Annotated in this window: 20 protein-coding genes and 1 pseudogene; 7 read left to right on the forward strand and 14 right to left on the reverse strand. The window is 60.3% G+C overall.

The window, feature by feature from the left end:
• The 6 genes and pseudogenes from G485_RS25615 to G485_RS28885 form a co-directional block, all read right to left on the reverse strand.
• Positions 1–163: pseudogene (locus G485_RS25615) on the reverse strand (IS5/IS1182 family transposase); the annotation flags it as partial.
• Positions 164–320: 157 nt separating this feature from the next.
• Positions 321–2,372 (reverse strand): peptidoglycan D,D-transpeptidase FtsI family protein, encoded by a 2,052-nt coding sequence (locus G485_RS25620; RefSeq protein ID WP_051318110.1) that lies wholly within the window; start codon positions 2,370–2,372, stop codon positions 321–323.
• Positions 2,373–2,480: 108 nt separating this feature from the next.
• Positions 2,481–4,571, reverse strand: coding sequence for a peptidoglycan D,D-transpeptidase FtsI family protein (locus G485_RS25625; protein WP_084423206.1), 2,091 nt, complete (start codon positions 4,569–4,571; stop codon positions 2,481–2,483).
• Between the two features lie 39 nt (positions 4,572–4,610).
• The gene (locus G485_RS0108250; RefSeq protein WP_027092176.1) at positions 4,611–5,732 is read right to left on the reverse strand and encodes a transglutaminase domain-containing protein; all 1,122 of its coding nucleotides are present in this window, start codon (positions 5,730–5,732) and stop codon (positions 4,611–4,613) included.
• On the reverse strand, positions 5,729–6,163 hold the full coding sequence (locus G485_RS0108255) for a hypothetical protein (protein WP_027092177.1): 435 nt from the start codon (positions 6,161–6,163) through the stop codon (positions 5,729–5,731). Before G485_RS0108255 ends, G485_RS0108250 begins: the two co-directional genes overlap by 4 nt.
• A 300-nt stretch (positions 6,164–6,463) precedes the next feature.
• Positions 6,464–7,663 carry an ATP-binding cassette domain-containing protein gene (locus G485_RS28885; RefSeq protein ID WP_240489097.1) on the reverse strand — a complete coding sequence of 400 codons (1,200 nt, stop codon included), beginning with the start codon at positions 7,661–7,663 and terminating at the stop codon, positions 6,464–6,466.
• 269 nt (positions 7,664–7,932) lie between these two features.
• On the opposite strand from G485_RS28885, the gene G485_RS0108270 reads away from it, so the two are divergent.
• Both G485_RS0108270 and G485_RS0108280 read left to right on the forward strand, forming a co-directional pair.
• A complete protein-coding gene (locus G485_RS0108270; protein ID WP_027092178.1) occupies positions 7,933–9,153 on the forward strand; it encodes an MFS transporter in 1,221 nt (406 codons plus the stop codon).
• A 518-nt stretch (positions 9,154–9,671) separates the two neighbouring features.
• Positions 9,672–10,034: a ribonuclease M5 gene (locus tag G485_RS0108280; RefSeq protein WP_027092179.1), complete on the forward strand. Its 363-nt coding sequence runs from the start codon at positions 9,672–9,674 to the stop codon at positions 10,032–10,034.
• Positions 10,035–10,159: 125 nt separating this feature from the next.
• On the opposite strand, the gene G485_RS0108285 is transcribed toward G485_RS0108280, so the two are convergent.
• Entirely contained in the window at positions 10,160–10,843 is a 684-nt protein-coding gene (locus tag G485_RS0108285) for an SCO family protein (RefSeq protein WP_051318111.1), read from the reverse strand.
• Between the two features lie 8 nt (positions 10,844–10,851).
• On the reverse strand, positions 10,852–11,709 hold the full coding sequence (cyoE, locus tag G485_RS0108290; RefSeq protein WP_027092181.1) for a heme o synthase: 858 nt from the start codon (positions 11,707–11,709) through the stop codon (positions 10,852–10,854).
• A 287-nt stretch (positions 11,710–11,996) separates the two neighbouring features.
• Here cyoE and G485_RS0108295 point away from each other — a divergent pair, with 287 nt between their 5' ends.
• Together G485_RS0108295 and gerQ are read left to right on the forward strand one after the other, a co-directional pair.
• Positions 11,997–12,419: a cell wall hydrolase gene (locus G485_RS0108295; RefSeq protein ID WP_027092182.1), complete on the forward strand. Its 423-nt coding sequence runs from the start codon at positions 11,997–11,999 to the stop codon at positions 12,417–12,419.
• 32 nt (positions 12,420–12,451) lie between these two features.
• On the forward strand, positions 12,452–12,967 hold the full coding sequence (gene gerQ, locus G485_RS25635; protein ID WP_420805737.1) for a spore coat protein GerQ: 516 nt from the start codon (positions 12,452–12,454) through the stop codon (positions 12,965–12,967).
• Here gerQ and G485_RS25640 read toward each other — a convergent pair.
• Positions 12,918–13,235: a hypothetical protein gene (locus G485_RS25640; protein WP_035155321.1), complete on the reverse strand. Its 318-nt coding sequence runs from the start codon at positions 13,233–13,235 to the stop codon at positions 12,918–12,920. The two genes, gerQ and G485_RS25640, sit on opposite strands and share 50 nt — an antisense overlap.
• 90 nt (positions 13,236–13,325) lie before the next feature.
• Between G485_RS25640 and G485_RS0108310 the strand changes: the two genes are divergently transcribed.
• Complete coding sequence (locus tag G485_RS0108310) at positions 13,326–14,309, forward strand: metal-dependent hydrolase (protein ID WP_027092183.1); 984 nt, start codon at positions 13,326–13,328, stop codon at positions 14,307–14,309.
• A 104-nt stretch (positions 14,310–14,413) separates the two neighbouring features.
• On the opposite strand, the gene G485_RS0108315 is transcribed toward G485_RS0108310, so the two are convergent.
• A complete protein-coding gene (locus G485_RS0108315; RefSeq protein ID WP_027092184.1) occupies positions 14,414–14,644 on the reverse strand; it encodes an alpha/beta-type small acid-soluble spore protein in 231 nt (76 codons plus the stop codon).
• 95 nt (positions 14,645–14,739) lie between these two features.
• Between G485_RS0108315 and G485_RS30370 the strand changes: the two genes are divergently transcribed.
• The gene (locus G485_RS30370; protein ID WP_169732301.1) at positions 14,740–14,916 is read left to right on the forward strand and encodes a hypothetical protein; all 177 of its coding nucleotides are present in this window, start codon (positions 14,740–14,742) and stop codon (positions 14,914–14,916) included.
• A gap of 45 nt (positions 14,917–14,961) precedes the next feature.
• On the opposite strand, the gene trpS is transcribed toward G485_RS30370, so the two are convergent.
• From trpS to G485_RS0108335, 3 genes are all read right to left on the reverse strand, one after another.
• Complete coding sequence (trpS, locus tag G485_RS0108325; RefSeq protein ID WP_035155325.1) at positions 14,962–15,963, reverse strand: tryptophan--tRNA ligase; 1,002 nt, start codon at positions 15,961–15,963, stop codon at positions 14,962–14,964.
• A 442-nt stretch (positions 15,964–16,405) separates the two neighbouring features.
• Positions 16,406–18,289 carry a beta-propeller fold lactonase family protein gene (locus tag G485_RS0108330; RefSeq protein WP_420805740.1) on the reverse strand — a complete coding sequence of 628 codons (1,884 nt, stop codon included), beginning with the start codon at positions 18,287–18,289 and terminating at the stop codon, positions 16,406–16,408.
• A gap of 140 nt (positions 18,290–18,429) precedes the next feature.
• Positions 18,430–20,463, reverse strand: coding sequence for a hypothetical protein (locus tag G485_RS0108335; protein ID WP_027092187.1), 2,034 nt, complete (start codon positions 20,461–20,463; stop codon positions 18,430–18,432).
• A gap of 190 nt (positions 20,464–20,653) precedes the next feature.
• Here G485_RS0108335 and G485_RS25645 point away from each other — a divergent pair, with 190 nt between their 5' ends.
• Positions 20,654–21,730, forward strand: a complete 1,077-nt coding sequence (locus G485_RS25645; RefSeq protein WP_051318112.1) for a permease — start codon at positions 20,654–20,656, stop codon at positions 21,728–21,730.
• A 98-nt stretch (positions 21,731–21,828) separates the two neighbouring features.
• Here G485_RS25645 and G485_RS0108345 read toward each other — a convergent pair whose 3' ends face one another.
• Positions 21,829–22,230, reverse strand: coding sequence for a hypothetical protein (locus G485_RS0108345; protein WP_051318113.1), 402 nt, complete (start codon positions 22,228–22,230; stop codon positions 21,829–21,831).
• Between the last annotated feature and the right edge of the window lie 321 nt (positions 22,231–22,551).

Raw genomic sequence — 22,551 nt, forward strand, 5'->3', positions numbered from 1 at the left:
GAACCGAATATGCTTTTTGACCGATGCCGATCGATGAGAAGGATTGGAAGTATTTCTCTTCCACTTTATCCCAAGGGATGAGTGCGGCAAGCTGTACCCAGCGATTCCCAGGATTAAGCTTCCCGCCAAAGGGTAAGTAGAAATTTTCCAACAGATCTGCCATATCCCGATTCGGCACGAACACGTTCGCTCACTCCATCTGCAAGGTTTTTTGCCAATTTTCTATGTTTTCCTTGCAGATAAATTCGACAAAAGTAGCTCAAATCCCTTGTGGAATAAGGATTTTTTGTTCGTTCAGCAAGCCCTATTGTACGATGCCGTCATGGAGCCCGGGGTCCCGCAGCGGTCAGTCCGACCGTCGCGTCGTAAGCGTCGAAAATTTTGCGCGCGATGGGCGCAGCTCCCCAGCCGCCGTAGCCGCCGTCCGGCACGACGACCGCCACCGCGAGCTTCGGCTTCTCCGCGGGCGCATAGGCGATAAACACCGCGTTCTCCACAAACTTTCGCTTCCCGACTCCCTGCTGCTGGGACGTTCCCGTTTTCCTCCGAAAACTGTATTGGACGCCCTCGAACCCCTGAACCGGAACCTGATCCATCCCCTTCTCGATCGTCTCCCAGTAGACGTTCGGGAAGTCGACGGTTCCCAGCACGACCGGCTGGAACGTGGCGACGACGTTGCCGTCCGCATCCGTCCGATGATCGACGAACTGCGGCTGCATCCGCTTCCCGCGGTTGGCCAGCATGGAGGCATACTGCGCAAGCTGAAGCGTCGTGTACTTCCCCTGTTGGCCGAACGACGCGTAGATGAGCGCCGATTGCGCGCTGCCCGCCTTCGCCTCGTGGAAATACTCGATCGTGCCGGCGCTCTCCTTCGGCAGCCCGCTGCCGGTTTTCACGCCGAGTCCGAACCGCTTCATATAGCTGTCCCAAACGTCGACGCCCTTGCTGCGGTCGCGCTTAAACAGCGCGTCCCCCACGTTGGCCGCCATGAACGCGTTGGACGACTTGGCGATCGCCCGCGTCGGCGTCAGCGTCCCGTTCGCAGCCCGGCTCGCGTTCTGGACTTCCGTCTCGTGTCCCTTGGCTCCGAACGGGAAATAGCCGGGATCGTTCCACGTCGTCGTCGGCGTAATCAGCTTCTCGCTTAGGCCGACCAGAATCGTCAGCGGCTTCTGCGTCGAACCGAGCGGCACGAGCGACGTCGGATGCTGCGCCCGTTCCTTCGGATCGTCGTAGGGCGGATAAACCTCCTTGATCGTTCCGTTCTCCATGAACGGCATAATTTGCGCGAACGTCGCCGAATCGATGCCGCCTTGCCAGACGTTCGGATCGTAATCCGGCATGCTGGCCATGGCGACCACCTTGCCGGTGTCCACTTCCATCGCCACGGCGTAGCCGGTCGTCGGCTGCGCGTCCTTCTCCTGCTTGGCCGTCGATTGCCGGATGCTTTGGATCTGATCCATAATCGCTTGCTGCGCCGTCAATTGGACGTGCCGGTTGATCGTCAAGTACAAATTTTGCCCCTTCACCGGTTTCGTCAGCTTCGCATCCCCGACAATCATGCTCTGGTTGTTGACCTGATAGGTCTTATAGCCGTTCCGCCCCCGAAGCTCATTCTGGTACATCAGTTCGAGGCCGTCGTAGCCGACCTCCTCCGAGTCGAGATATTTAAGCGCGGGATCGTCCTGATTCTTGTTGATATTCTTGTAGAAGGCCAGGTTCTCTTTGGCGCCCTTCATCTTGTTCATATACCCGACCAATTGAACCGCAACCCGGTCCGGGGCATATTGGCGGATGCTCTCCTCCACGATGTCGATGCCTTTAAACTCGTCGCGATGCTCGCTGAAATAGGCGATTTCCTTCTGCGTCAGGCCCGTCTTGATCCGCCGCTGCTGGAACGGGTAATGGACGCGCCCCTTGAAATCCATTTTCTCGAACACTTCCTCCGCCGTCAGGGCGGGAACGGAAGCGTCTCCGTACAAGTTGAACGCCTGCACCAATCGCGCCGCGAGAGCCCGCCCCTCTTCCGGCTTCGTTCCCGTCGCCAGCGTGTAATAAAGGGATTGAGTCGATGTCGAATAGGCGATCCGGTTGCCTTCCGAGTCATAAATGTTGCCCCGGATCGGAGGAATGGACACACCCGCTGTGCCGAGGCTGTTCTTCTGGTCCTTCAGCGCCGCCGCTTCGACGAATTGCAAATACGCCAGCCGCACAATCAGCAAGGAGAATAGCCCGAACGTCAGGAAAAAAAACAGGTTCAGCCGGAAGCTGAAATGCCTCCGGATGCGAATTTCCCTCTTCTGCGCTTCTTCCGAATTCGACTCGCTCACTCTGCTCCCCCGCTTCCGGTCCGTTCGCCGCAGCTTCCACATTCCTCCATTTCATTCTACCATTTATGGATGGGGGAGGAAACCTGTTCCAAGTGGGCCCGCAAAAAAAACGGCCCTCCGCACGGGTCGGAGAACCTCTCTTGTCTTGCCTTATTGTGCGCTTGCGGCGTTATTCGCCGCCGCTTGGTCGTCCTGCTGCACCGGCTGAGTCGCCGCAGAGCTATCCGACGCCGAAGTGCCGGATGCTTTGCGCGGACCGGCGTCGGTCAAGCCGACCGCTTCGTCGTATGCGTCGAAAATTTTGCGGGCGATCGGAGCCGCGCCCCAGCCCCCGAAGCCGCCTTCCGGAACGACGACGGCAACGGCGAGCTTGGGATCCTCGGCGGGCGCGTACGCGATGAACACCGCGTTCTCGACGCGGCCGCCGCCGACGTCCTGCTCGGACGTCCCGGTCTTCCGGTAGAAGTTGTACGGGAACCCGTCGAAGCCTTGGACTTTAACCTGGGACATCCCTTTCTCGATCGTGTCCCAATACGTTTTCGGGAAGCTGACCGTGTTCAGCACTTCCTTGTGATAGGACTGCACGAGATTGCCCTCCGCATCTTCGATATGATCCACGAATTGCGGCTTCAAGCGCGTGCCGTGGCTCGCCAGCGTCGTCGCATATTGCGCCAGCTGCAATGCGGTATAGCGCCCTTGCTGCCCGAAGGAAGCGTAGATGAGAGCGGATTGCGCGCTTCCCCGCTTGGCTTCGATGTAGTAGTTGATCGAGCCTTTGGACTCGCCGGGCAAGCCGCTGCCGGTCGTAACGCCGAGCCCGAATTCCTTCATGTATTTGTCCCAGACGTCCAGCCCGTCGCTGCCGTCGCGCAAGTACAGCGCATTGCCCACCATCCCCGCCATGAAGGCGTTGGACGATTTGGCGATCGCCTTCGAAGGCGTCAGCCAGCCGTTGGCTTCGCTCTTGGAGTTTCGCACCCTCGTCTCGTACCCCTTGCGCCCGAATTGGAAATAGCCAGGGTCATAGAAGGAAGATTCCGGGGTAATCAGCTTCTCGTTCAAGCCGAGCAGAATCGTGAGCGGCTTCTGCGTCGAGCCCAGGTTGACGAGCGAGGACGGGTGCTTCAGCCGTTCTTTGTCGTCGGCGTACGGAGCCTGAACCTCGCGGATCGCGCCGTTGCCCATGTAATACTTGACGGCGTCGTATTCCTTGGAGCTGATGCCGCCCTGCCACAAGTTCGGGTCGTAATCGGGCATGCTCGCCATGGCGACGACTTTGCCGGTCTTGACCTCCATCGCGACCGCGTAGCCCGTTCTGGCGTTCGGCGCCCGCTCGGCCTTGTTGCTGGAGGTGCGGATTTTCTCCAGATGGCTCATGATCGCGTTCTGGGTCGCCAGTTGAACCTGCTTGTTGATCGTCAGGTACAGATTGTCCCCTTTGACCGGCTTGGTCAGCTCCATCGGTCCGATAATGCGGCTCTCGTTGTTGACCGGATACGTCTTCAGTCCGTTGCGGCCCCTCAGCACATCCTGGTACATCAGCTCGATGCCGTCGAAGCCGACTTCCTCGGAATCCAAATATTTCAGCGTCGGATCCGTCTGGCCTTCGTTGATGTTCTTGTATTTATTCAGAGAGGTCGCCCCCTGCAACTGCTTCATATAGCCGACCAGCTGCACGGCCACTTTGTCCGGGCTGTACTGCCGGATACTCTCCTCGACGATGTCGATGCCCTTGAACTCGTCCCGGTGCTCGCTGAAATACGCGATCTCCTTCTCCGTCAGGCCGGATTTGATCCGGCGCTGCTGGAACGGAAGGTGCACCTTGCCGCCGAAGTCCATGTCGTCGAATACGTCCTCCGCGGTAAGCGGCGGCTTCGTCTTGTCGCCGTATTCGTCGAAGACTTTGACGAGCTTCTCGGCCAGCGCCCGTCCTTCTTCCTCCTTCGTTCCCGGCTCCAGCGTATAGTAGAGCGACTGCGTCGAAGTGGAATAGGCGATCGGTTGGCCGGTCGAATCGTAAATGTTGCCCCGGATCGGCGGGATCGACACGTCTCGCGTGCCGATCTGGTGCTCCTTCTCCTTGAGCGTCGGTCCTTGCACGAACTGAAGGTAAGCAAGCCTTACGAGAAGAAGCGAAAAAACGAAAAAGGTAACGAAAAAGAACAAGTTCAAGCGGAAGCTGAAGTGGCGGCGGTTGCGCAACTCCCTCTTCTGCGCTTCTTCCGTGCTGTCGTTGCTCACATGCCGTTCCTCCTGATGCTTTCATTCATGGCACAGCCGTCAGGCTTGCCGGACGTGCGTAGCTTGGAAATTCGGCGGATCGAACCAATCGCCGGCTTTGGCCCAGGTCGGATCGAGCGGCACCCACGCCTGCTTCTCCGGCAAATAGACCTCGTTCCACGCGTGCGGTCCGGACCCCCCCATACCATCGTAGCCGATGCCGGTCACGACGCGGACTTCGAGGCCGACGGAACGGGCCATCGCCGCGTACAGGCGGGCATAATCGATGCAGACGCCTTTGCGGGTGCGGAACGTGTCCTCCGGCGTCTGTTCGTGCCACTCGCCTCTCTCCTCGTACGCCGTCACTTTGTCATAATCATAGACGATTCTCGTGCCCACCCAGTTGTATAAGGCGCGCGCTTTTTCCTCCGCGGTCTTCTTCCCTTCGGTTATTTGCTCGGCCGCGAGCACGATATCGGAAGGCAAGTCGGCATCGATGACGTCGTAGCGCTTCTGCCACAGCTGGTCAAGCTCGCCCTGCATCTTCTTGGCGAAGACGGGCAGCCGCTCCTCGATGAGCCGGCCGGCGGCCGGTTCGATGATGCGCGCCGCGGCTTCCCGGTACAGGCTGGAATCGGCCACGTAATCGACGTAAGGCGCCGAAGGGAACAGCGCGCAGTAGCTGAACAGCACGGCGGTCAGCAGCAGCGCGCGCCCGCAGCCGAGCGCCGCCCCGATGATTCCGCCGAACAGGCGGCTTACCGGGCCGCCCGACGGCACGAGTCCGAACGGTATCGCTCCGAACCGGATCAGCAGCGAGCCGACCGTCCCGAGGACGGCCCGAAGCACGGTGTAGGCGATCAGGAACAGCACGGCGAAGCGGAGCAGCGGCATGTCGCGAAGTCCCGCGTATGCCGTGTAGGCAAACTGAATGAAGGCGGACGCGTCCGCCTTCGGCTGCAGCCAATTTTGCCGGACGAGCCATTCCTGCACGCCCGGCGAAGCGGCGGATGCCGCCCATGCCGCCAGCGCGACCGACGCGATCGTTATCGCCGCTCCCGCCACGAACAGGAACAGCCGCTGCGCGGAACCGGTCGCCCCTCTCCAAACGCCCTGCAGCAAGGACACCGCGACGACGGCCAGCAGCGCCAGGGTGACCAGATTGGTGTCCAGCGAGATCATTTTGAAGCTTCCCGCGCCTGCACGACGAATTCGCGCACCGCGCCTTCTAGCGGCACTGCCGGGAACGTCACGCCGCGATAGGTTATCTTCACTTCGCCGGAATTCGGAACGCCCGACAGCGCAATATTTTTGGTCGTTACGGTGTACGTCCCGTCGTCGTTCAACGTATACTTCGCCTCTTTGGCCTCCCCGGCCATGGCCGTTATGGCTTCGTCCAGAAGAGCCGAAGACACCTTGCTGCCGACTTCCTTCAAATCGTTGACGCTATATCCCCCGTAGACCATCACGCCGATGACGATGGCCGCGACGAGCACCCATTTCATCAGCGTTTTGACCACGTTTACGATAATCACCAGCGCGACGATCGCAACGGCGATAACGATCCAATGATCGATGGCGAACTGCTTCCAGGCCTCGAAATCAAGGTTCATTGCATCTCCCCCATAGCTATACGAATATCCCTACTCTATTATACTTTACCTTTTTATCGCGAGTAAAACCGGACGAAGGTCTAGATTTTACCTGCGCCGCCGCCAGCCACCCCCAGTGGACGGGGCCGACCCCTTCGCTTCGCAGCCGGTCGGTGAGGACCCACTGGTTGACTCCAAACGAATATCCTGCTGCGAAAAGTGTACGGCTGGGCGAGCATGAGGCAGCTGAGCATAAGCCCGCTGGCCATAAACGTTGCGGCGATAAACAGCGTGACGAGGCCTTCTTTGCGCTACACCAGTTCAGGCAGGCCATTCATCAGCGCACGCGCGGCAGCTCTGGCCGCGATCGCGAGCAGGAAGGACGCAAGAGCGAGCAGACAGACGGACCACACGGCGGCAAAGCGCGCCCGCAGCAGCGTTCCCCGGCCGTACGGAAAGCAGAGCCACCACGCCATCCTCCGTTTGTTCGCTTCGTTCTGATGGAGGGTGGTCACGATCAGCATTTGGATCAAGCCTTCCCGGGTACCGGAAGCGAAGTAAGCCCCGACGGCCAACAGCGCAAGCAAGGCGCCGAAAACGATACGCACCGAACGCTCCAACGCGAACAGCGCGGCGAAGCCGGTTCCCTTTGCGCGAAAGCGGGCCTTTCGCTGCCGCCGGTCCCTGGTCGCAGCGCCCGGCGCCCGGCGGCGGGCCAAATACGGCAACCCGTAACGCGGAACGAAGACGAGCAGACCGCGGTACAGCAAGACGGAAGCCAGCCAGCTGATCATCGCGTAAACAAATACCTTCCCTGTAGCAGGATTCGACGGACCGGCCGGCCAGGCGGAGCGACTCCACTTCGTAGGAGCCTTTGACCGCGCCGTCTCCGATCAGCTCGATGCGGTCGAACAATTGCTCCATCTCCCGGATGTCGTGCGTCGCGATCAGGAACGTCCGGTTCCCGTCCGCCATGTCCCCGACGACGGCGGAAGCGATACGCTCCCGCGAGATCAGATCGACGCCGGTAAACGGTTCGTCCAGCATAATGAGCGGCGCCTGCCGCGACAGGCAGGTGAGCAGTTGCAGCCGGGCTTCCTCGCCGCGGGACATCGTGGCGATCCGCTTCTCCCGGTCCACGCCCAGCTTCGACGTCAGCTCTTCCTCCCGGGCCGGGCTCCAGTCCGGATAAATCCGCGACGCGAAGTCGAGCCATTCCCCCGCCGTCAGATGCGCGGGAAGCTGCCCCCGGTCCGGCAGAAAGGAAACTTCGGACAGGCGGTCCGTTCCGGCGGTTCGCCCGAACAATTCGATTCGCCCCTCGTCGGGAGCGAGCAACCCCGCCAACAAGCGGAGAAGCGCCGACTTGCCGGTTCCGTTCGGGCCGAGCAAGCCAGCCAGACAGCCCGCTTCCACCTCAAAGGTTACGCGGTCCAGCACCTTTTTCTTCCTGTACGTCACCTTGACGTCCGTACACCGGATCGCCGGCATTCCCGCTTTAACCGTCCAATCGCCGTTCATGCGGACTCACTCCTTCTCCCGGGCCAACGCCCATCGTTCTTCCAACGTCAAGCCGATCGACTTCGCGGTCTCCTCCATCTGACGGACCGCTTCTTCCGCCAATTGCTTGCGGGATCTTCGGATCGCCGGATAAAAGCCTGGTTTCCCCCGACGCCGCGAACGCGAAACGTTCGGGCATATCCCCGGCTCGTTCGACGTACAAGTAGGATAGACCTGACAGGCCGTCCTCCGGATCGCGAACGGCCCGTCGAACCGGAGGTGCGCAGCCGATGAGAACGGCTATTTGGCTTTACTTGTTCCTGTTCGTCGCGTTCTTCGATCTCCATGCCCAGTATCCGATGCTCACCCCGTTCGCCATCTCGCTCGGCGCGGCTCCGTCCTTCATCGGTCTGGTCATGGGCATGTACTCGCTCACCCATCTGCCCGGCAATCTGCTCGCCGGTTACGGCGTCGACCGCTTCGGGAGCCGCCTCTTCATCGCGGCGAGCCTGGCGGGCGCCGGCATCCTGCTGCTGCTCCAGTCGCGCGTCACCGATCCCTGGCATCTGCTGTACATCCGCTCCGCGAGCGGATTCGTGCTGGCGTTCCTCTCTCCCGCTTGCTTGTCGCTGCTCGCCCGGCTCGCCAAAAACCATTTTCACCAAGGGAAGCTCATGGCCGGCAACGGGCTCGTCCATACGATCGCTTCGGTTGTGTCGCCGGCTGCCGGCGCCTGGCTGGCCGCGAAAATCGGATTTACGGAATCGTTCGCCATCCTCGGCTGGATCCTGCTCGCGACCGGCGTCTCGTCGCTATGGTTCGTCCGGGAGCCCGAGTTGCCGCAGACGGCCGCCGAAGAGGGCTCCGGCTCGGGCGGCGTCTCCCGCGCCGCCGCGCCGAAGACGGCGCCTCTGCCGGATCCGGTCCAAGCGCCTGCTTCTCCCGAGAAGTTCCCCTGGACCGTCTTCCTGCTGCCGGTCTCGATCTCGTGCGCGCAAGGCATTCTGGCGTTCGAACTGCCGCTTCGGGCGACCTCCTCGGACGAATTGATGACGACCGGCCTGCTCTTCTCCATCGTCAGCCTCGGAGCGCTCTCCACGCTCGGAATGCTGTTCCTGCAGCGGTATTTGCCTTATGCGCGAAGCGTCGCCGGGGTTCTGCTCATGGCGCTCGCCTATTACGGATTGGCGGCGGGATGGCCGGTTCCGATGATGGCGCTGCTGTTCGTCGTCGGCATGGCCAAAGGGATCGTGTTCCCCGCGATGACCTCCTTCCTGCTCCAGCTTAGCGGACCTTCCCGGTTCGGCCGAACGTTCTCCTTCATGTCGATCGCCTCGTCCGTCGGCGCGTTTCTCGGGCCTGTCGCCGCGGGAGCCGTTCGCGACCGTCTGTCGCCCTTCTTCCTCTCCTTCGCCGTGCTGATGGCCGCGCTGACCGTGCTCATGCCCCGGGCCATCTACGCCAAAGGCTGGGACGGCAGTGCCGACACGCCTCCGGCGGCCGGCCATTGAACCTCGGACTGCGCCTTCGCGGGGGATGCGCGCCCACGGCTTGGCCGGTTTGTCCCCCTTCGCCGCCCGGGCGGTCTGGGCAAGCGCACAGGTCGGGGCCGGGACATTCGCATAGGATGCGGATAGGTCCGCGCGGATCGAATCAGGCCGGAGCGGGCCTCAAACCGGGCTTCCGAAGCGGGGTGATGCCGATTGGCTCCGATCGTCAAACACGGTGGCGGAGTGGCGGCTTTGTTCGTGCTCGTGCTGTTTTTGCTGCTCGTGATTATCCTTAGCCTTTGGTAAATAGCCGCGCTGCCGCTTCCCGGCAAGAGCGCGTCCCGGGCGCGCTCTTGCGCGGTTAGGCGCCGCCGGGACAGGCCCGTTCGGACGGAGGCCGGCCGGCCTTCCGTCGGGAAGCCGGGCCCGGCTTCCCGAGCGGCGGCTGATCCCGCGGACGCGAGTGTGGTACAATAGAGTTATCACAATATACGCAGCGCAATTGCCGCAACCGCCGCAGCCAAGGAGGAGCAAGGGACATGGAATCCGCTATCGCCATTATCGTCGAAGGCAAAAACGACAAAAGCCGCCTGGCCCGCCTGCTCTCCTCCGAAATCGCGATTCACTGCACGTTCGGCACGCTGAATACGGATAAGATCGAAGCGCTCCGCAAGGCGGTCGGCAACCGCCAGGTGTATCTCTTCACCGATCCCGACGCTTCCGGCCGCCGGATCCGGGGCGTCCTCCGGGACGTATTCCCCGACGCGGAGCATATTTACACGCGGCGCGGCTACAACGGGGTCGAAGGCACGCCGGAGGAATATTTGATCCAACAGCTGGAGAAGGCGGGGTTGGAAGATTATATCGTTTACCCGCCTCCTTCTTCGGTGTTTCCTGAATAAAAAAGGCTTCTCTGCGTTGGCCGCCGACGGAAGCGAAGCGTTTCCGGAATTCAAAAAAAGAGCAGACCCCTCAAGTCCATACGGACCTAAGGAGTCTGCTCTTTTCGCGTTCAAGCTCGCGCCCTCTACAGAAGACTCTTGATTTCCTGCAGCAGCGCGTCGGCGTCGTAGTCGCCAGGATTGCCGTTCGCAGCCGGCGAGATGAAGTCCCGCATGCGTCCCTTCTTGTCGACCAGGACGATCAGGTTCATGTGGCCGAAATTGCCGTCCTTGTCTTTGGTGACGAGCAGCTGATACTTCTTCGCCAGCTCCGCCGTCTCCTTCTCGTCCCCGCGCAGAAACTTCCAGCCCGTATAGTCGGCGTGGAACTTGGAGGAGAACGTCTTCAGCGCTTCGGGCGTATCCCGCTCCGGATCGATCGTCACGGAGAAAAACTCGACCTTGCTGCCGAATATGCCTTCCTCCTTCAGCTTGTCCTGCACTTGGGACACCATGAAGGTGGTTGGCGGACAAACGTCCGGACAATTGGAATAGAAGAAATAGACCAGCCGCACTTTGCCGTTGGAATCGCTGAACGTAACCGGATTGCCCTCTATATCGTTGTAAGTAAAATCCGCGGCCGCTCCCTGATCCGGCAGCTTGCCCGTTCGGTTCGACGCGGAATTCCAGATCAGAAATCCCGCCAGCACGACGCATATCGCCAGCAGCGTGATCGGGAAGGCGTAGCGCTTCGCAAACGGCCGCTTCGCACCTCCCCCTTGGGGAGCCGTTCCGGCCGCCGCCGGGCGTTCTTCTTCGTTCATGGACATGGCCTGCGTTACACTCCATTCGTATCGAGAATCATCGCGATAAACATGACCATCAAATAATTGACGGAGAACAGGAAGTCCGTCTTCGCCCACTTCTCGGTGTTCGCCGTCCGGAAGCCGGACAGCGCGTGGAGCACCCAGCAAGCGAGAATGACGATGGACAGGACGAGAAACACCTCGCCGACATACCCTTCGGTGTAAAGCAGAACGGAGGCGACGAGCAGCAGCGCGATATACGGAACCATTTGAATTTTCGTCCGCAGCACGCCTTTGACGACAGGCAGCACCGGGTAGCCGGCAGCCCGGTATTCTTCCACCCGGCGGATGGCGAGCGACCAGAAGTGCGGAGGCTGCCACAGGAACAGCAGCGCGAACAGAATCCAGGCGCCGGCGTCCACCTCGTTCGTGACCGCGCAATACCCGATGACGGGCGGCATCGCCCCGGAGACGCCGCCGACGGACGTGCTCCAGGTCGAATTGCGCTTCAGCCACAGCGTATAAACGACGACATAAACGAAAAAGCCGAGCACGCCGAGCCAGCCGCAAAGCGGATTGACCATGACGAACAGGCAGCCCAGTCCCAAAATGCCAAGCACAATAGCGTAGCCGAGCACAAAAGAAGGCCGCAACCGGCCTTGGGGCAGTGCCCTGTTCTGCGTGCGGGCCATCTTCGTATCGAAATCGCGATCGAAATAATTATTGAACACGCAGGCCGAAGCCATCGTCAGCGTCGATCCGAGCAGCATCCAGACAAGCAGCGGCCAGTCGATCTGCCAACGGGAAGCGACCCAGAAACCGCCGAACGCCGCAAACAAATTCAAGCGGATGATGCCCGGCTTGGTGAGGGCCACAAGATCTTTAAACACGGTGTTCCTCCTTTAAACGAACCAAAAAAAAGCAGCCTTACCGGTTGTCATGATTAGATGATACCCCAAATCTTCGACCGTTGACAATGTTCGCGCTTCCGAGTTCATCAAATCGCCACCGCCTCCGGACAAGCACCGAATCCGAAGCGGCTATGACGGCCGATACAGTCACACATTCCGGGCGGGCGCAATAGACTGTATTGCGACAATCGCCCAGCACCCCTCGCCATCAGCCGGGCGCCGATCGAGACCAAGCGGGATGAAGATGAAGGGAAGAATACCGCCTTATGGCCGTTGTAAAAGCAAGCAGCGCGGACGTTAGGCTGCTCGCTCGCCTTCTGCGCGCCGAAGCGGAAGGAGAGGGCAACTTAGGCATGCTCCTGGTGGGCAACGTCGGCATCAACCGGATTTTGGCCAACTGTCTCGATTTTCGGAACATCCGCTCGATGAGCGACATGGTGTACCAGTCTCCGGGGGGCTTCGAGTCGGTTCAGAAGCCGTACTTCTATCAGAGGGCGCGGGAGTCGGAAATCGCGCTCGCCCGAAGGGTCATTAACGGCGAAAAGTTTTGGCCCGCCTCGAACGCGCTGTGGTTTTTCCGTCCTTCCGACGATTGCCCTCCCACCTGGTATAATCAAACGAACACCGGCCGGTACAAAGCCCACTGCTTCTACGCGCCGTCCCCGCAGGATTGTCCGAATGTTTACTAAGGCGCAAGCCGTTATTTAAGGAGGTTTCCCTTTTGTACAACAATGTGCAATGGCCGCAAGCCCAGGTTAATCCCGCGTCATTCGGGGGCGTTCCGACGAACGCCCAGATGCCGGCCGGAACTTTGCAGTCGAGCCCGTTCGCCACGGCTGTCCCGATGATGCCCCAGATGGTAACGGGCAATGTCTTCCCGGTTGCCCAGGCAACGACGATGACGCCCCCGCCGGCGACGAGCGGCTCGATTGTGACGCCCAGCGGAATGACGTTCCCTCCGCTTCCGAAGGAAGAGTCTTATGTCGAAAATATTTTGCGGATGAACCTCGGCAAAGTCGGCACCTTCTACATGACGTACGAGAACAACAGCGAATGGAACGCGAAAATATTCAAGGGCGTGATCGAAGCGGCCGGACGCGACCATATCATCATCAGCGATCCGGTCACGGGACGCCGCTTCCTTCTGCTGACGCTCAACCTCGATTATGTCACGTTCGACGAGCCGCTTACGTATTCCCTTCCGTTCGGATCGATGGGCAGCACCCGTTCGCGTTAATCGGCCGAAACGTCCAAATCCGCACCCCTTCCCTGCCTCCCTTCACCCATTTCTCCATCACTCTCCAGGAACGTCCTTCGCGGCGTTCTTTTTGCATTCGCTCCGCTTCTTCCTCTCCGGCCGCCCTTCGAAGCTCCACGAACACGCCGGGCTGCCCGACGTTCTCCGCAAGCTCGGCGCCCTTCCACCGCTCCGGATCGGCGCCGACCCAGGCCAGAAACTCCTCGCGGCATTCCTCCGGTATGACATATTCGCAGAACAAGATCATCGAACCGCCCCTTTCCGTTTTCTCATAATTTGCCCCTCCCATGCCCATACTGAACCCGACTACAGCCACCAACCGAAAGGGGTCATACGCATGGATTCAGGCACCCATCTGGTGTTCGGACTCGGTCTGGGAGGATTGGCGCTGACCGATCCCGCGATCACTTCCCATCCTTACGGACCGGTAACCGTCCTGATCGGGACGATTCTCGGCTCACAGGCGCCGGACGCGGATATGCTGCTCCGATTCAAAAGCAATGCCGATTATATCAGAAACCATCGGGGACTGTCGCATTCCTTTCCCGCCATCGTCGGCTGGACGGCGCTTATCACGCTGGTTCTGTCCCTTGTGTTCCGCGGCGTTCCGTGGCTGCACCTCGGAGTGTGGGTACTGCTTGCCGTTGTCGTGCATGTGGCGTCGGACCTGTTCAACTCGTACGGCACCCAGGCATTCCGCCCGCTGTCGCGGAAATGGATCGCCTGGAACATCATCCACATTTTCGACCCGGCCATCTTCCTCGCGCACGTGGCGGCGATTCTGCTGTGGATGAGCGGGTGGGCCGACCCGAGAGCGATCTTCCCCGTCCTGTACGGCTTGCTCGTGCTGTATTATGGCTGGAGAACGTGGGTTCATCGCCGGCTGTCTGTCAAAGTCCCCGGACAAGACCCCGAACGGGACCAGGGAGACGAGTATACGCTTCTGCCAACGCTCTCGCTCTCCAAATGGAACGTCGTCAAGCGTTCGGCCGACTGCCGGTACAGCATCGGCGAATGGGAGAACGGACGGCTTACCTGGGTCGACCGTATGAAATGCGACGAACATCCGGCGGTCGAAGCGTCGAAAAGCAACAAAGACGTTCGGGCGTTTCTGGACGTGACGCCGTTCCCTTGCGGTCTCGTCAAATCGCATTCCTGGGGGTACGAGGTCCGCTGGGTCGACATTCGCTACCGCCATCGCCGGCAGTACCCGTTCGTCGCGGTCGTGCTTATGGACGCGTCCTATGTCCCGTTCCAGTCTTATGTCGGATGGCTGAGCGACGAACGGCTGGAGAAGCGGCTGCGAATGAACACCTATTAAAGGTAGAGATGGAACCCCCCGGCTATTGACGGGCGAAACCGATTGGAGGACAATATTAAAAGCCCGAGGGCGACCTCGGGCTTTCAGTCGGGGATTAGCGTCCCTTAGCGACTGCCGGAAAGTTGTTGCTCGGCAATGCGAACCAGGTTCTTGGTGATATATCCGCCAAGAGATCCGGCATCGCGGGACGTTACGTTGCCATAGTAGCCGTCTTGCGGAATCGTAACGCCGAGGGATTGAGCAGCTTCCATCTTCATGTTCTCCAGGGCGCCCTTCGCTTCCTTGACGAGCACACGGTTACGGGAAGAGGAAGTATTGTTGTTGTTTGCTGGCATGATTGAATGCTCCTTTCGCCTTGCGGATTGGTTTGCAAGCTTGCTTTCCTAGTATGCAAAGGCGGGAGAAAAATATGCTTAAGGAGATCAAACCGATGAACAAATCTTTAGGTTTATTGTTTGCCGTCACTTCCATCGCCTGGATGATCGCCACGGCGATCTCCATCGACTACAACGGATGGCTGGCGCTGCTGTTCTTCGTTCTGGGCATGGCCAACATCGGACTCGGCTTCGCGGTCAAGGCCAGGCTGGCCAAGCGCGCCCGGGCGTAACCGCCCGGACGCCGGCCGGAAGCTCTGCCGGGCGCCGCTTTCGATTTACCGCCGGGGCAGCAGGAAGCCCATCAAGTCCTTCACCTGGCGAAGCGTCGTTTCGGCGACGGCCATCGCTTTCTCGGCTCCGTCGCGCAGAATGTCGTGAATAGCGCCCGAAGCGCGGATGTCCTTGTATTTCCGCTGCAGCGGCTCCAGCGTCGCGACGACGTGCTCGGCGAGGTCCTTTTTGAACGCTCCGTACCCTTGCCCTTCGTAACGCGCCTGAATGTCCTCCAGGGACAGGCCCGAGCAATGGGCGTAAATGCTCATCAAATTGCTGATCTCCGGTTTGTTCTGGGGATCGTAGACGATTTCCTTGCCCAGGTCCGTTTTGGCCCGGGCGATTTTTTTGCGGATGACGTCCGGTTCGTCCAGCAAAGCGATGTAGCTGCCCGCGTTCGGGTTGCTCTTGCTCATCTTCTTGGAGGCGTCGTCCAGCGACATGATGCGGGCGCCGACCTTCGGGATGTACGGCTCCGGAATCGTCAACAGATCGCCGTACCGGTGGTTGAACCGTCCCGCGAGATCGCGCGTCAGCTCCAGATGCTGCTTCTGGTCGTCCCCGACCGGAACCAGATTCGCCTGATACAGCAATATATCGGCCGCCATCAGCGACGGATAAACGAACAGCCCCGCGCCGACCGCTTCCTTGCCCGCCGATTTGTCCTTGAATTGCGTCATGCGCTCCAGCTCGCCCATGTACGACAGCGTCGTCATCAGCCAGCCGAGCTCCGCGTGCTGCGGCACCTGGGATTGCACGAACATTGCCGCCCGCGCGGGGTCGATGCCGGCCGCGACGTACAGCGCCGCCACCATCTCCGTCTGCTCCCGCAAATCCGCCGGCTCCTGCGGCACGGTCACCGCGTGAAGATCCGCAATCATGAAGAAGCAATCGTACTCGCGCTGCAAGGCCACGAAGTTGATCATGGCGCCGATGTAGTTGCCGATCGTCAGCTTGCCGCTCGGCTGAATGCCGGACAATACGCGCAATTTCTTTTCGCTCATGCGAGCCACCCTTTCCATAGACCGGTACTCTCCGGAGAAAATAAAAAAAGACCTCTTCGCCAAGGGACGAAGAAGTCGTGGTGCCACCCTTATTCGCTTTGCTGCCGGCAACGATTGTCGGCGGCGTCCGGGCCGCGGCTGAGCGTGCCGGGTCGGGCAAAGCCTTAAGTTCCGCTAACGGGGAACAACCGGGGAGCATCGGGCCGTTCCCGTCCGGGGAACCGCCGTTCCGCTCCCGGCTCCGAGCTCCACTTCCGCCGGCGGACGGACACCGGTTCGCAGCAACCACCGGCTCTCTGGGTCCGTAACCCGCAGGCGTACTCTCTCTCATCATCGCCGAGCTTCATATTGTCATTCATTATACTCTCCCGCGCAAGGATGTCAACCGGACTCGGCGGTGCTTCGGCTCTTACGGCGGAATGGGCAGCGTGAACGACAATTTTTACTCAATCTGCTTCAGGTAAGCGACGACCGCGTCGATCTGTTCGTCCGTCAGCGGGCCTCCGTGCTTGCCTTCCGGATTGCGCGTCGTCAGCACGTCCTTCAGCGTCGCAGCGCTGCCGTCGTGCAAATAAGGCGCGGTCGCCCAGACGCCCCTCAGCGTCGGAACGTCCCACTGCTTCGGGGTGCGCGGATTCGTGAACCCGGCCCTCGCGTCGCCGTCCGAAGCCTTGTCCCGGTCGGTGCCGGTACCGACGTCGTACAGGTGGGAGATGTCGCTTGTCGTGAGCTTTGTGCCTCCGCCCGTCGCCTGGTTGCTGTCGGTAAAGTAATCTCCCGCGTGGCACGTAATACATTTGCCGACCGTGTCGAAAATTTCCTTTCCTTTTTTCGCCTCGTCGGTCAGTTGGCCGTCCGCCGTGCGGAACGGACTCCGGGGAACCGGCAGGCTCTCCGGATCCCGCAAATACGCCTCGATCGCATCGAACATCTTCTGGTACTTCTCCGGCATCATCTTGCCCGGGTCGACGTCCATCATGCCGCCCATTTCGTTCTGCACCGTATGAATATAATCGGTAAAGTCGTCCCGGCTGCCGTCCCACATGAACAGCCCGGTGTCCATTGCAAGCACGTTGCTCGGGACGTTGCGCGGCCCTTTGGCGGTGAGCAGCGTCAGGCCGTCCGTCTCGCCGCCCGCGTGACAGCTCACGCAGCTCATCCAATGGTCCTGGGTCACCGGATATTCGTCGCTGTTCGCGGACAGGAACAGCGTCTTGCCAAGGCGCACTTCCGGCGACAGCGGATCCTTGGCGATAAGCGGCAGCGTCTTCCGGTCCGCCCGGGCGTCGCCGTCCGGCCCTCCGGTCGAGACGGTCGCCAGGTCATGCGTATTGCCGTTGTTAATGAACAGCTTGGAATCGTCCGGCGCAAGCGCCATGCCGATCGGCCAGTCGCCCGGCACGTGACGCACGATTTGCGTCGCGTTGCCGCCCTTCGCGAGGTCGAACACGACGAGATCCTCGCTTCCCGACATGAGCACGTAAGCCTTGGAGCCGTCGCTCGTAAAGCGGATGTCGGACGGGTTGGAGACGATCATCGTTTTCCCGAGATTGTCGGAGACGTTGATCTGCTCGAACAACTGCTTGCGCTGCTTGGTCAGCTCCGTATCCGTCGCCGTGTCAATGACCGACACCGCCGGGAAGATCGTCTCGTCGAAAGCGATCACCGTATCCGTATTCGTCAGCAGATGGGTCGCCCAGGCGGTGCGGCCGTCCGGCGCGATTCGGATTTGCTCCAGCGTATTCGGGATGCCCTGGCTCTTCTTCGGATCCTTCTTGTCCGGAGAGACGGCCAGCTTGATCGTCGACTTGACTTTGCCCGACGCCGTGTCGACGACCGCGATGTTCGCCGTCAAGTACATGCCGACGTACAGCTTGGTGCCGTCCGCCGTCAGGGCAAGCGCCCTAGGGCGTTCCCCGACCTTGATCGTGGAGATCACCTTGCGGCCGGCAACGTCCGCAACGGAGACGGTGCCCGAGCGATCGTTGGTCACATACAGCTTCGTGCCGTCGGGAGACGCGACGACGCCGTACGGCTCGATGCCGACGTCGATCGTTCCCGCAATGGACAAATCCTTCGTCCGCAAAATGTCGACCTTGTCCGTATCCCGGCACGTGACGTACAGCGTCTTGCCGTCCGGAGACAGCGCCGCTTGCTGCGGCATCTTGCCGACCTGAGCCTCCTGCACGACTTTGCCGTCGGCCACGTTCACCTTGGACACCGTACCGGCATCTCCGTTGACGGTGTACAAATATTTGCCGTCCGCCGTCATGACCACGTTGTCCGAAGAGACCGGTTGCGGCTCCTTCGCCGACTTGCCGTTCATGCACCCGGCCACACCGGCCAAGATCGCCAAAACGAGCGCACTTAGAAGCAGAAGCGCCCTCCGACGGGCGAAAAAACGGCCGAACACGGCCGTTCTCCCCGTCCCGTCCGATGCCGGGCGCTCGTTTGGAAGACGCATCATTATTTCGACACCTCAACCGGTCTCAGAATCGGCGCGACGCCGAACTTGCCGCCCGCTTTCTGAATTTGCGGCACCGTATCCTTGTCGGTGTTGCCGGAATCGTCGCCTTCTAAGTAACGATCGCCGGTATCCCAAAATTCACTCGCCTGCATGCCTTGATCGAGCGTTGGTCCGTTGATGACGGTACGGTAAAAATCGACATAACGCTCTTTGACCGTATCCCGCTCAAGCGACTTGTATTGCTCGGCATCGTTCGACTCGTTGCGCAAATTTTCCAGAGCGAGCCGCAGCATCGCCGAGACGCCGCCCGCAGTGTAGGCGTCGTATTTGCCCGATCCGTCCAGATCGGTCTTGTAGGCCTTCCATTCCTTGTTCCACAACAGACGGTCGGTGGCGTCGTAGACCTTCCGGGCGGCATCCCGGTATTTCTTGTCTTCGGTGGCGAGATAAGCCGCCGTCAGACCGCGAATGGCTCCGGCTTGCGCTTCGAGCGTAGGCGCGGAATCATCGGCTTTGCCGCTTCCGTCCCAGCCGTTCGCCGCCAGCCCGTCTTGCCGCAGCACGTTCTGGATCAGGAAGTCCGCCTGCTTGACGATCATCCCGAGCGCGTCTTTGCCTTCCGCGGTGTTCAGCCCCTCGGCGCCCTCGCCGTTGGCGTAGCCGACCGGCTTGCCGTCGATGGCCCGCTCGAACATGCGGAGCGCCTCCATCGTGTAGCCCGCGTCGAACGTATTGCCTGCCGTTCCTTGCTGCTTGCCGTCATGCTCGGAGACCAGCCAGCCTCTCGCTTCGTTCCAGTGCATCGCTTTGATGTTCCGGAACGTCTGCAGCATCACGTCGCGGTCGACCGTATACGGATCGTCGGAGGCGACATCGTTCGACGGATCCTCGTCCACGTTCTGCGCCGGCGCCGCCGGGAACGGCGAGCCGTCAAACACTTGCGCGAACGCCGGATTGCGGTTGACGTTCGCCGGCCGCTGATCGACCATGCCGTAAAATTCGGCCGCCGGCCACAGCGTCAGCCATTGGTCCCGCAGCAGACTGCGGGCGTCCGTGACCTTGTATTGCTGCGCGCCCGGATAATCCTTGTCGCCGTTCTCCGTAACGGCAATGGAGTGAGGCAAGTAAGACAGCCCTTGGGAAGCGTCGTAAGCGGCGCCTTTGCCCGCCGTCAGCGAACCCGACTTCGCGTCGTAGAACAGCCCCTGCCGGATCGTCAGCAGCTTGTTCCAAATCTCCTCGGTCAGAATCATCCCCTGAAGCCCGTCGGCCGAGCTGACGCCGAGCGCCACATTGGCGTCCTTCGGATCGGTCGAGGCCGCATCCAACTCTTCGTCCTTGTCCTTGGAATGGAAATTTCCCAGGAAATCGCCCGCCCACAGCGCCTGCTTCAGCATGGCGCCTCCGTATGCGGCCGGGACGAGACTTTTGTCCATCTTCCCGCGATCCCAGCGAAGGCTGGAGAAGTCGACCTGATAATTCGGCACGTACGCGCCGTCCTCGCCGTCGGCGAATTTCTTCGTATCGACTTCCTGCGCATAGTGCGGATCCCCGCCTGCATATTCGATCGTCGTCGGAAACATGTTTTGCTGAATGTCTTCCGGAGCGGAGCCCACCGCATCGGCGAACAGCATAAAACGGGCGGCCAAAGCCTCGTTCGCCGACACGCCTTTCTCCTTGGCGTAAGCCTGGATGGCCGGCCCGTTCAGCAGATGCAGGCCGAGCCCGGACTTCTCGACAACCTCGTACATGGCTTCTTCCGAATATTCATAGGATTCGATGCCCGCGATATAATCGAAAGCCGACGGCTTGTCGATCGCGTTCGGATCGAGCACGTCCAGATCCAGGCCGAGCGATTCCGCAAGCGGCTCCCCGGACAGCTCAAATTCGGCGTAGGCAAACATATTCCCCGCCGTGTCGAACTTGTTCTCGTCGGTCACGCTCACTTTCAATCCGTCGCTGCAGCCGGTCGTCAGCGCAATCACTCCCGCGGCGCCGGCCAAGGCAGCTTTTTTCCCCCATCTATTCGCCATTTCGCTTGATTCTCCTTTTCCCCCGCTACAATGCTTTACTTGACGAATTATATCAGCAATGAGAATGATTATCAATAAAAAAGGTGAAAAGCATTTTCGCCCCCGACGCTTTGACGGAAGCCGGGACGGGTTCTTCGCCGGATCGGTCAAGCATACGCTAGAAAAGCTTCGTCAAAGGAAGTGACGCGCAGTGACCATCGTCAGGCTTCGTCTTGTGACGGCGGCGGCCGGAGTCGCGTTTTTTGCGCTGCTGTGGCGCAACCATTCCGCCTGGCTGGCGCCGTTCGTCCGCACGTTCGCGGGCATTCTGCTCGATGCGCTGCCTTACTTGGCGCTCGGCTCCGTCGTCTCCGCTCTCCTTCATACGTATGTCTCGGACGGGTTCGTCGGCCGGATCGCTCCGCGCAACAAGCTGTACGGCACGCTCTTCGGCAGCCTGCTCGGCATGGCGCTGCCGCTGTGCGAATGCGGGATGATCCCCGTCGTCCGAGGGCTGATCCGCAAAGGGCTTCCCGCCTACATCGGCATCGTCTATTTGGCGGCGGGGCCGATTCTGAATCCGATCGTCATGGCGTCCACGTTCGCAGCCTTCCGCGAATCTCCGCATTTGGCCTTTGCGCGGTTCGGGCTCGCTTTCTTCGTCACGGTCGCGCTCGGGCTCTTGCTGTCCGTCCTGATCAGGCAAAACCCGCTTCGGGAAGACCGCGCCGGGCAAGGCTATCTTCATACGCACAGCCGAGATCGCGATCACGGGCACGGGCACGGGCACGACCACGTCCACCATCATCATCATCATCACCATGATCACGATGACGGCCACCATCAACACCATCAAGGCGCGGAAGATGGCGGTTGGGCCCGCAAGCTGGCCGGCGTGCCCCTGCATGCCGCCGAAGACATGTGGGACATGGGCAAATATTTGCTTCTCGGTTCGGCCATTACGGCTGCCGTTCAAACGGCCGTTACCGATGAAACGTTCGCCGCGGTGGCCGGCCACGACCTGTTATCCCATCTGTTCATGATGGGGTTGGCCTTCGTTCTGTCGCTGTGCTCCACCGCCGACGCCTTCATCGCGGCGTCTTTCGTTCATTTGTTTCCGCCGGGCGCGCTGCTGTCCTTCCTCGTTTTCGGGCCGATGCTGGATTTGAAAAGCACGCTCGTCCTGCTCTCGACGTTCCGCAAAAGCTTCGTGCTCCTCTTTGCGCTGCTGACCGCCTGGCTCGTACTGCTCGGCTCGCATATTTTCGAGTCGCTGGGGTGGGTTTGAGCTTCACGCCTTGCGCCAATGCGCCCTGATAACGAGCAAGGCCGGCTCCCCCTTGCGGGAAGCCGGCCCTGAGTATGATCTCGGTCGGCAAGACGTTGCTACGCCTCGCGCCGATTGTGTCGCTTCGGATTCAGTCGGAACATCAAATTCGCCATATTATAATTAGATTCGAATTGTACGCTTAGGTTAACCTTTCCCTGCTTGAGCACAAAATCGTAAGTAATCTCCCCGTGCGTCCAGCTCCGCTTATGTACAAGCGCCTCCACCGCCATTTTCTTCAGCGATGCTACGTGATCGGCCGTCATGCCGCCAGCGGCGGGACCGTTCCCGGTTTGTTTGTCCTCGCAATCCAACGGCAAGTGGCGAATGCCGAATTTGCCTACTGCGTCGTTGCGAATTTGGAACACGATCGTGCCTGCGGACATGCCCTTCAGTTCATCTTCCATTTCATGCAATGCGGCGTCTACCTGTCTGGCCAACGGAACCATTTCCCAGGACATACCTCTCCTCCTTTGTGCTCATGAATTTTTATCCAGCCTTTTCCGTTTTTTGCAACTTCAGACTCATTATATGAGAATATTTAGAAAACTTCAACGAATTTGTCTGATTTTGTCGCGAAAAAAATTTTTCATCGACCGGACGGCAAGAGGAGGAGAGAGAGACGGAGGGGGGCGAAGCCCTAAAAATCGGCTTACAGCAGGCCGTCGGCGCTTTCTGCGCGCTGTAATCCGACGTTAGCGGCTTACAGCACACGGTCGAGGCTTTTGCCGAGCTGGGCGTACAAACAAGGGCGGAGCCGATCCTCCCGGATCGGTTCCGCC

It is taken from the genome of Cohnella thermotolerans DSM 17683 (assembly GCF_000429825.1).
Taxonomy (GTDB): domain Bacteria; phylum Bacillota; class Bacilli; order Paenibacillales; family Paenibacillaceae; genus Cohnella; species Cohnella thermotolerans.

Coding starts and splice junctions, on each gene's coding strand:
- G485_RS25640 (WP_035155321.1), bottom strand. CDS start 13,235: ATGATCTTGTTCTGCGAATATGTCATACCGGAGGAATGCCGCGAGGAG.
- G485_RS0108310 (WP_027092183.1), top strand. CDS start 13,326: ATGGATTCAGGCACCCATCTGGTGTTCGGACTCGGTCTGGGAGGATTG.
- G485_RS0108285 (WP_051318111.1), bottom strand. CDS start 10,843: ATGTCCATGAACGAAGAAGAACGCCCGGCGGCGGCCGGAACGGCTCCC.
- G485_RS0108335 (WP_027092187.1), bottom strand. CDS start 20,463: ATGGCGAATAGATGGGGGAAAAAAGCTGCCTTGGCCGGCGCCGCGGGA.
- G485_RS0108330 (WP_420805740.1), bottom strand. CDS start 18,289: ATGAACGGCAAGTCGGCGAAGGAGCCGCAACCGGTCTCTTCGGACAAC.
- G485_RS0108295 (WP_027092182.1), top strand. CDS start 11,997: ATGGCCGTTGTAAAAGCAAGCAGCGCGGACGTTAGGCTGCTCGCTCGC.
- G485_RS0108315 (WP_027092184.1), bottom strand. CDS start 14,644: ATGCCAGCAAACAACAACAATACTTCCTCTTCCCGTAACCGTGTGCTC.
- trpS (WP_035155325.1), bottom strand. CDS start 15,963: ATGAGCGAAAAGAAATTGCGCGTATTGTCCGGCATTCAGCCGAGCGGC.
- G485_RS28885 (WP_240489097.1), bottom strand. CDS start 7,663: ATGAACGGCGATTGGACGGTTAAAGCGGGAATGCCGGCGATCCGGTGT.
- G485_RS25620 (WP_051318110.1), bottom strand. CDS start 2,372: ATGTGGAAGCTGCGGCGAACGGACCGGAAGCGGGGGAGCAGAGTGAGC.
- G485_RS0108345 (WP_051318113.1), bottom strand. CDS start 22,230: ATGTCCTGGGAAATGGTTCCGTTGGCCAGACAGGTAGACGCCGCATTG.
- G485_RS0108280 (WP_027092179.1), top strand. CDS start 9,672: ATGGAATCCGCTATCGCCATTATCGTCGAAGGCAAAAACGACAAAAGC.
- G485_RS0108250 (WP_027092176.1), bottom strand. CDS start 5,732: ATGATCTCGCTGGACACCAATCTGGTCACCCTGGCGCTGCTGGCCGTC.
- G485_RS30370 (WP_169732301.1), top strand. CDS start 14,740: ATGAACAAATCTTTAGGTTTATTGTTTGCCGTCACTTCCATCGCCTGG.
- G485_RS0108270 (WP_027092178.1), top strand. CDS start 7,933: ATGAGAACGGCTATTTGGCTTTACTTGTTCCTGTTCGTCGCGTTCTTC.
- G485_RS0108255 (WP_027092177.1), bottom strand. CDS start 6,163: ATGAACCTTGATTTCGAGGCCTGGAAGCAGTTCGCCATCGATCATTGG.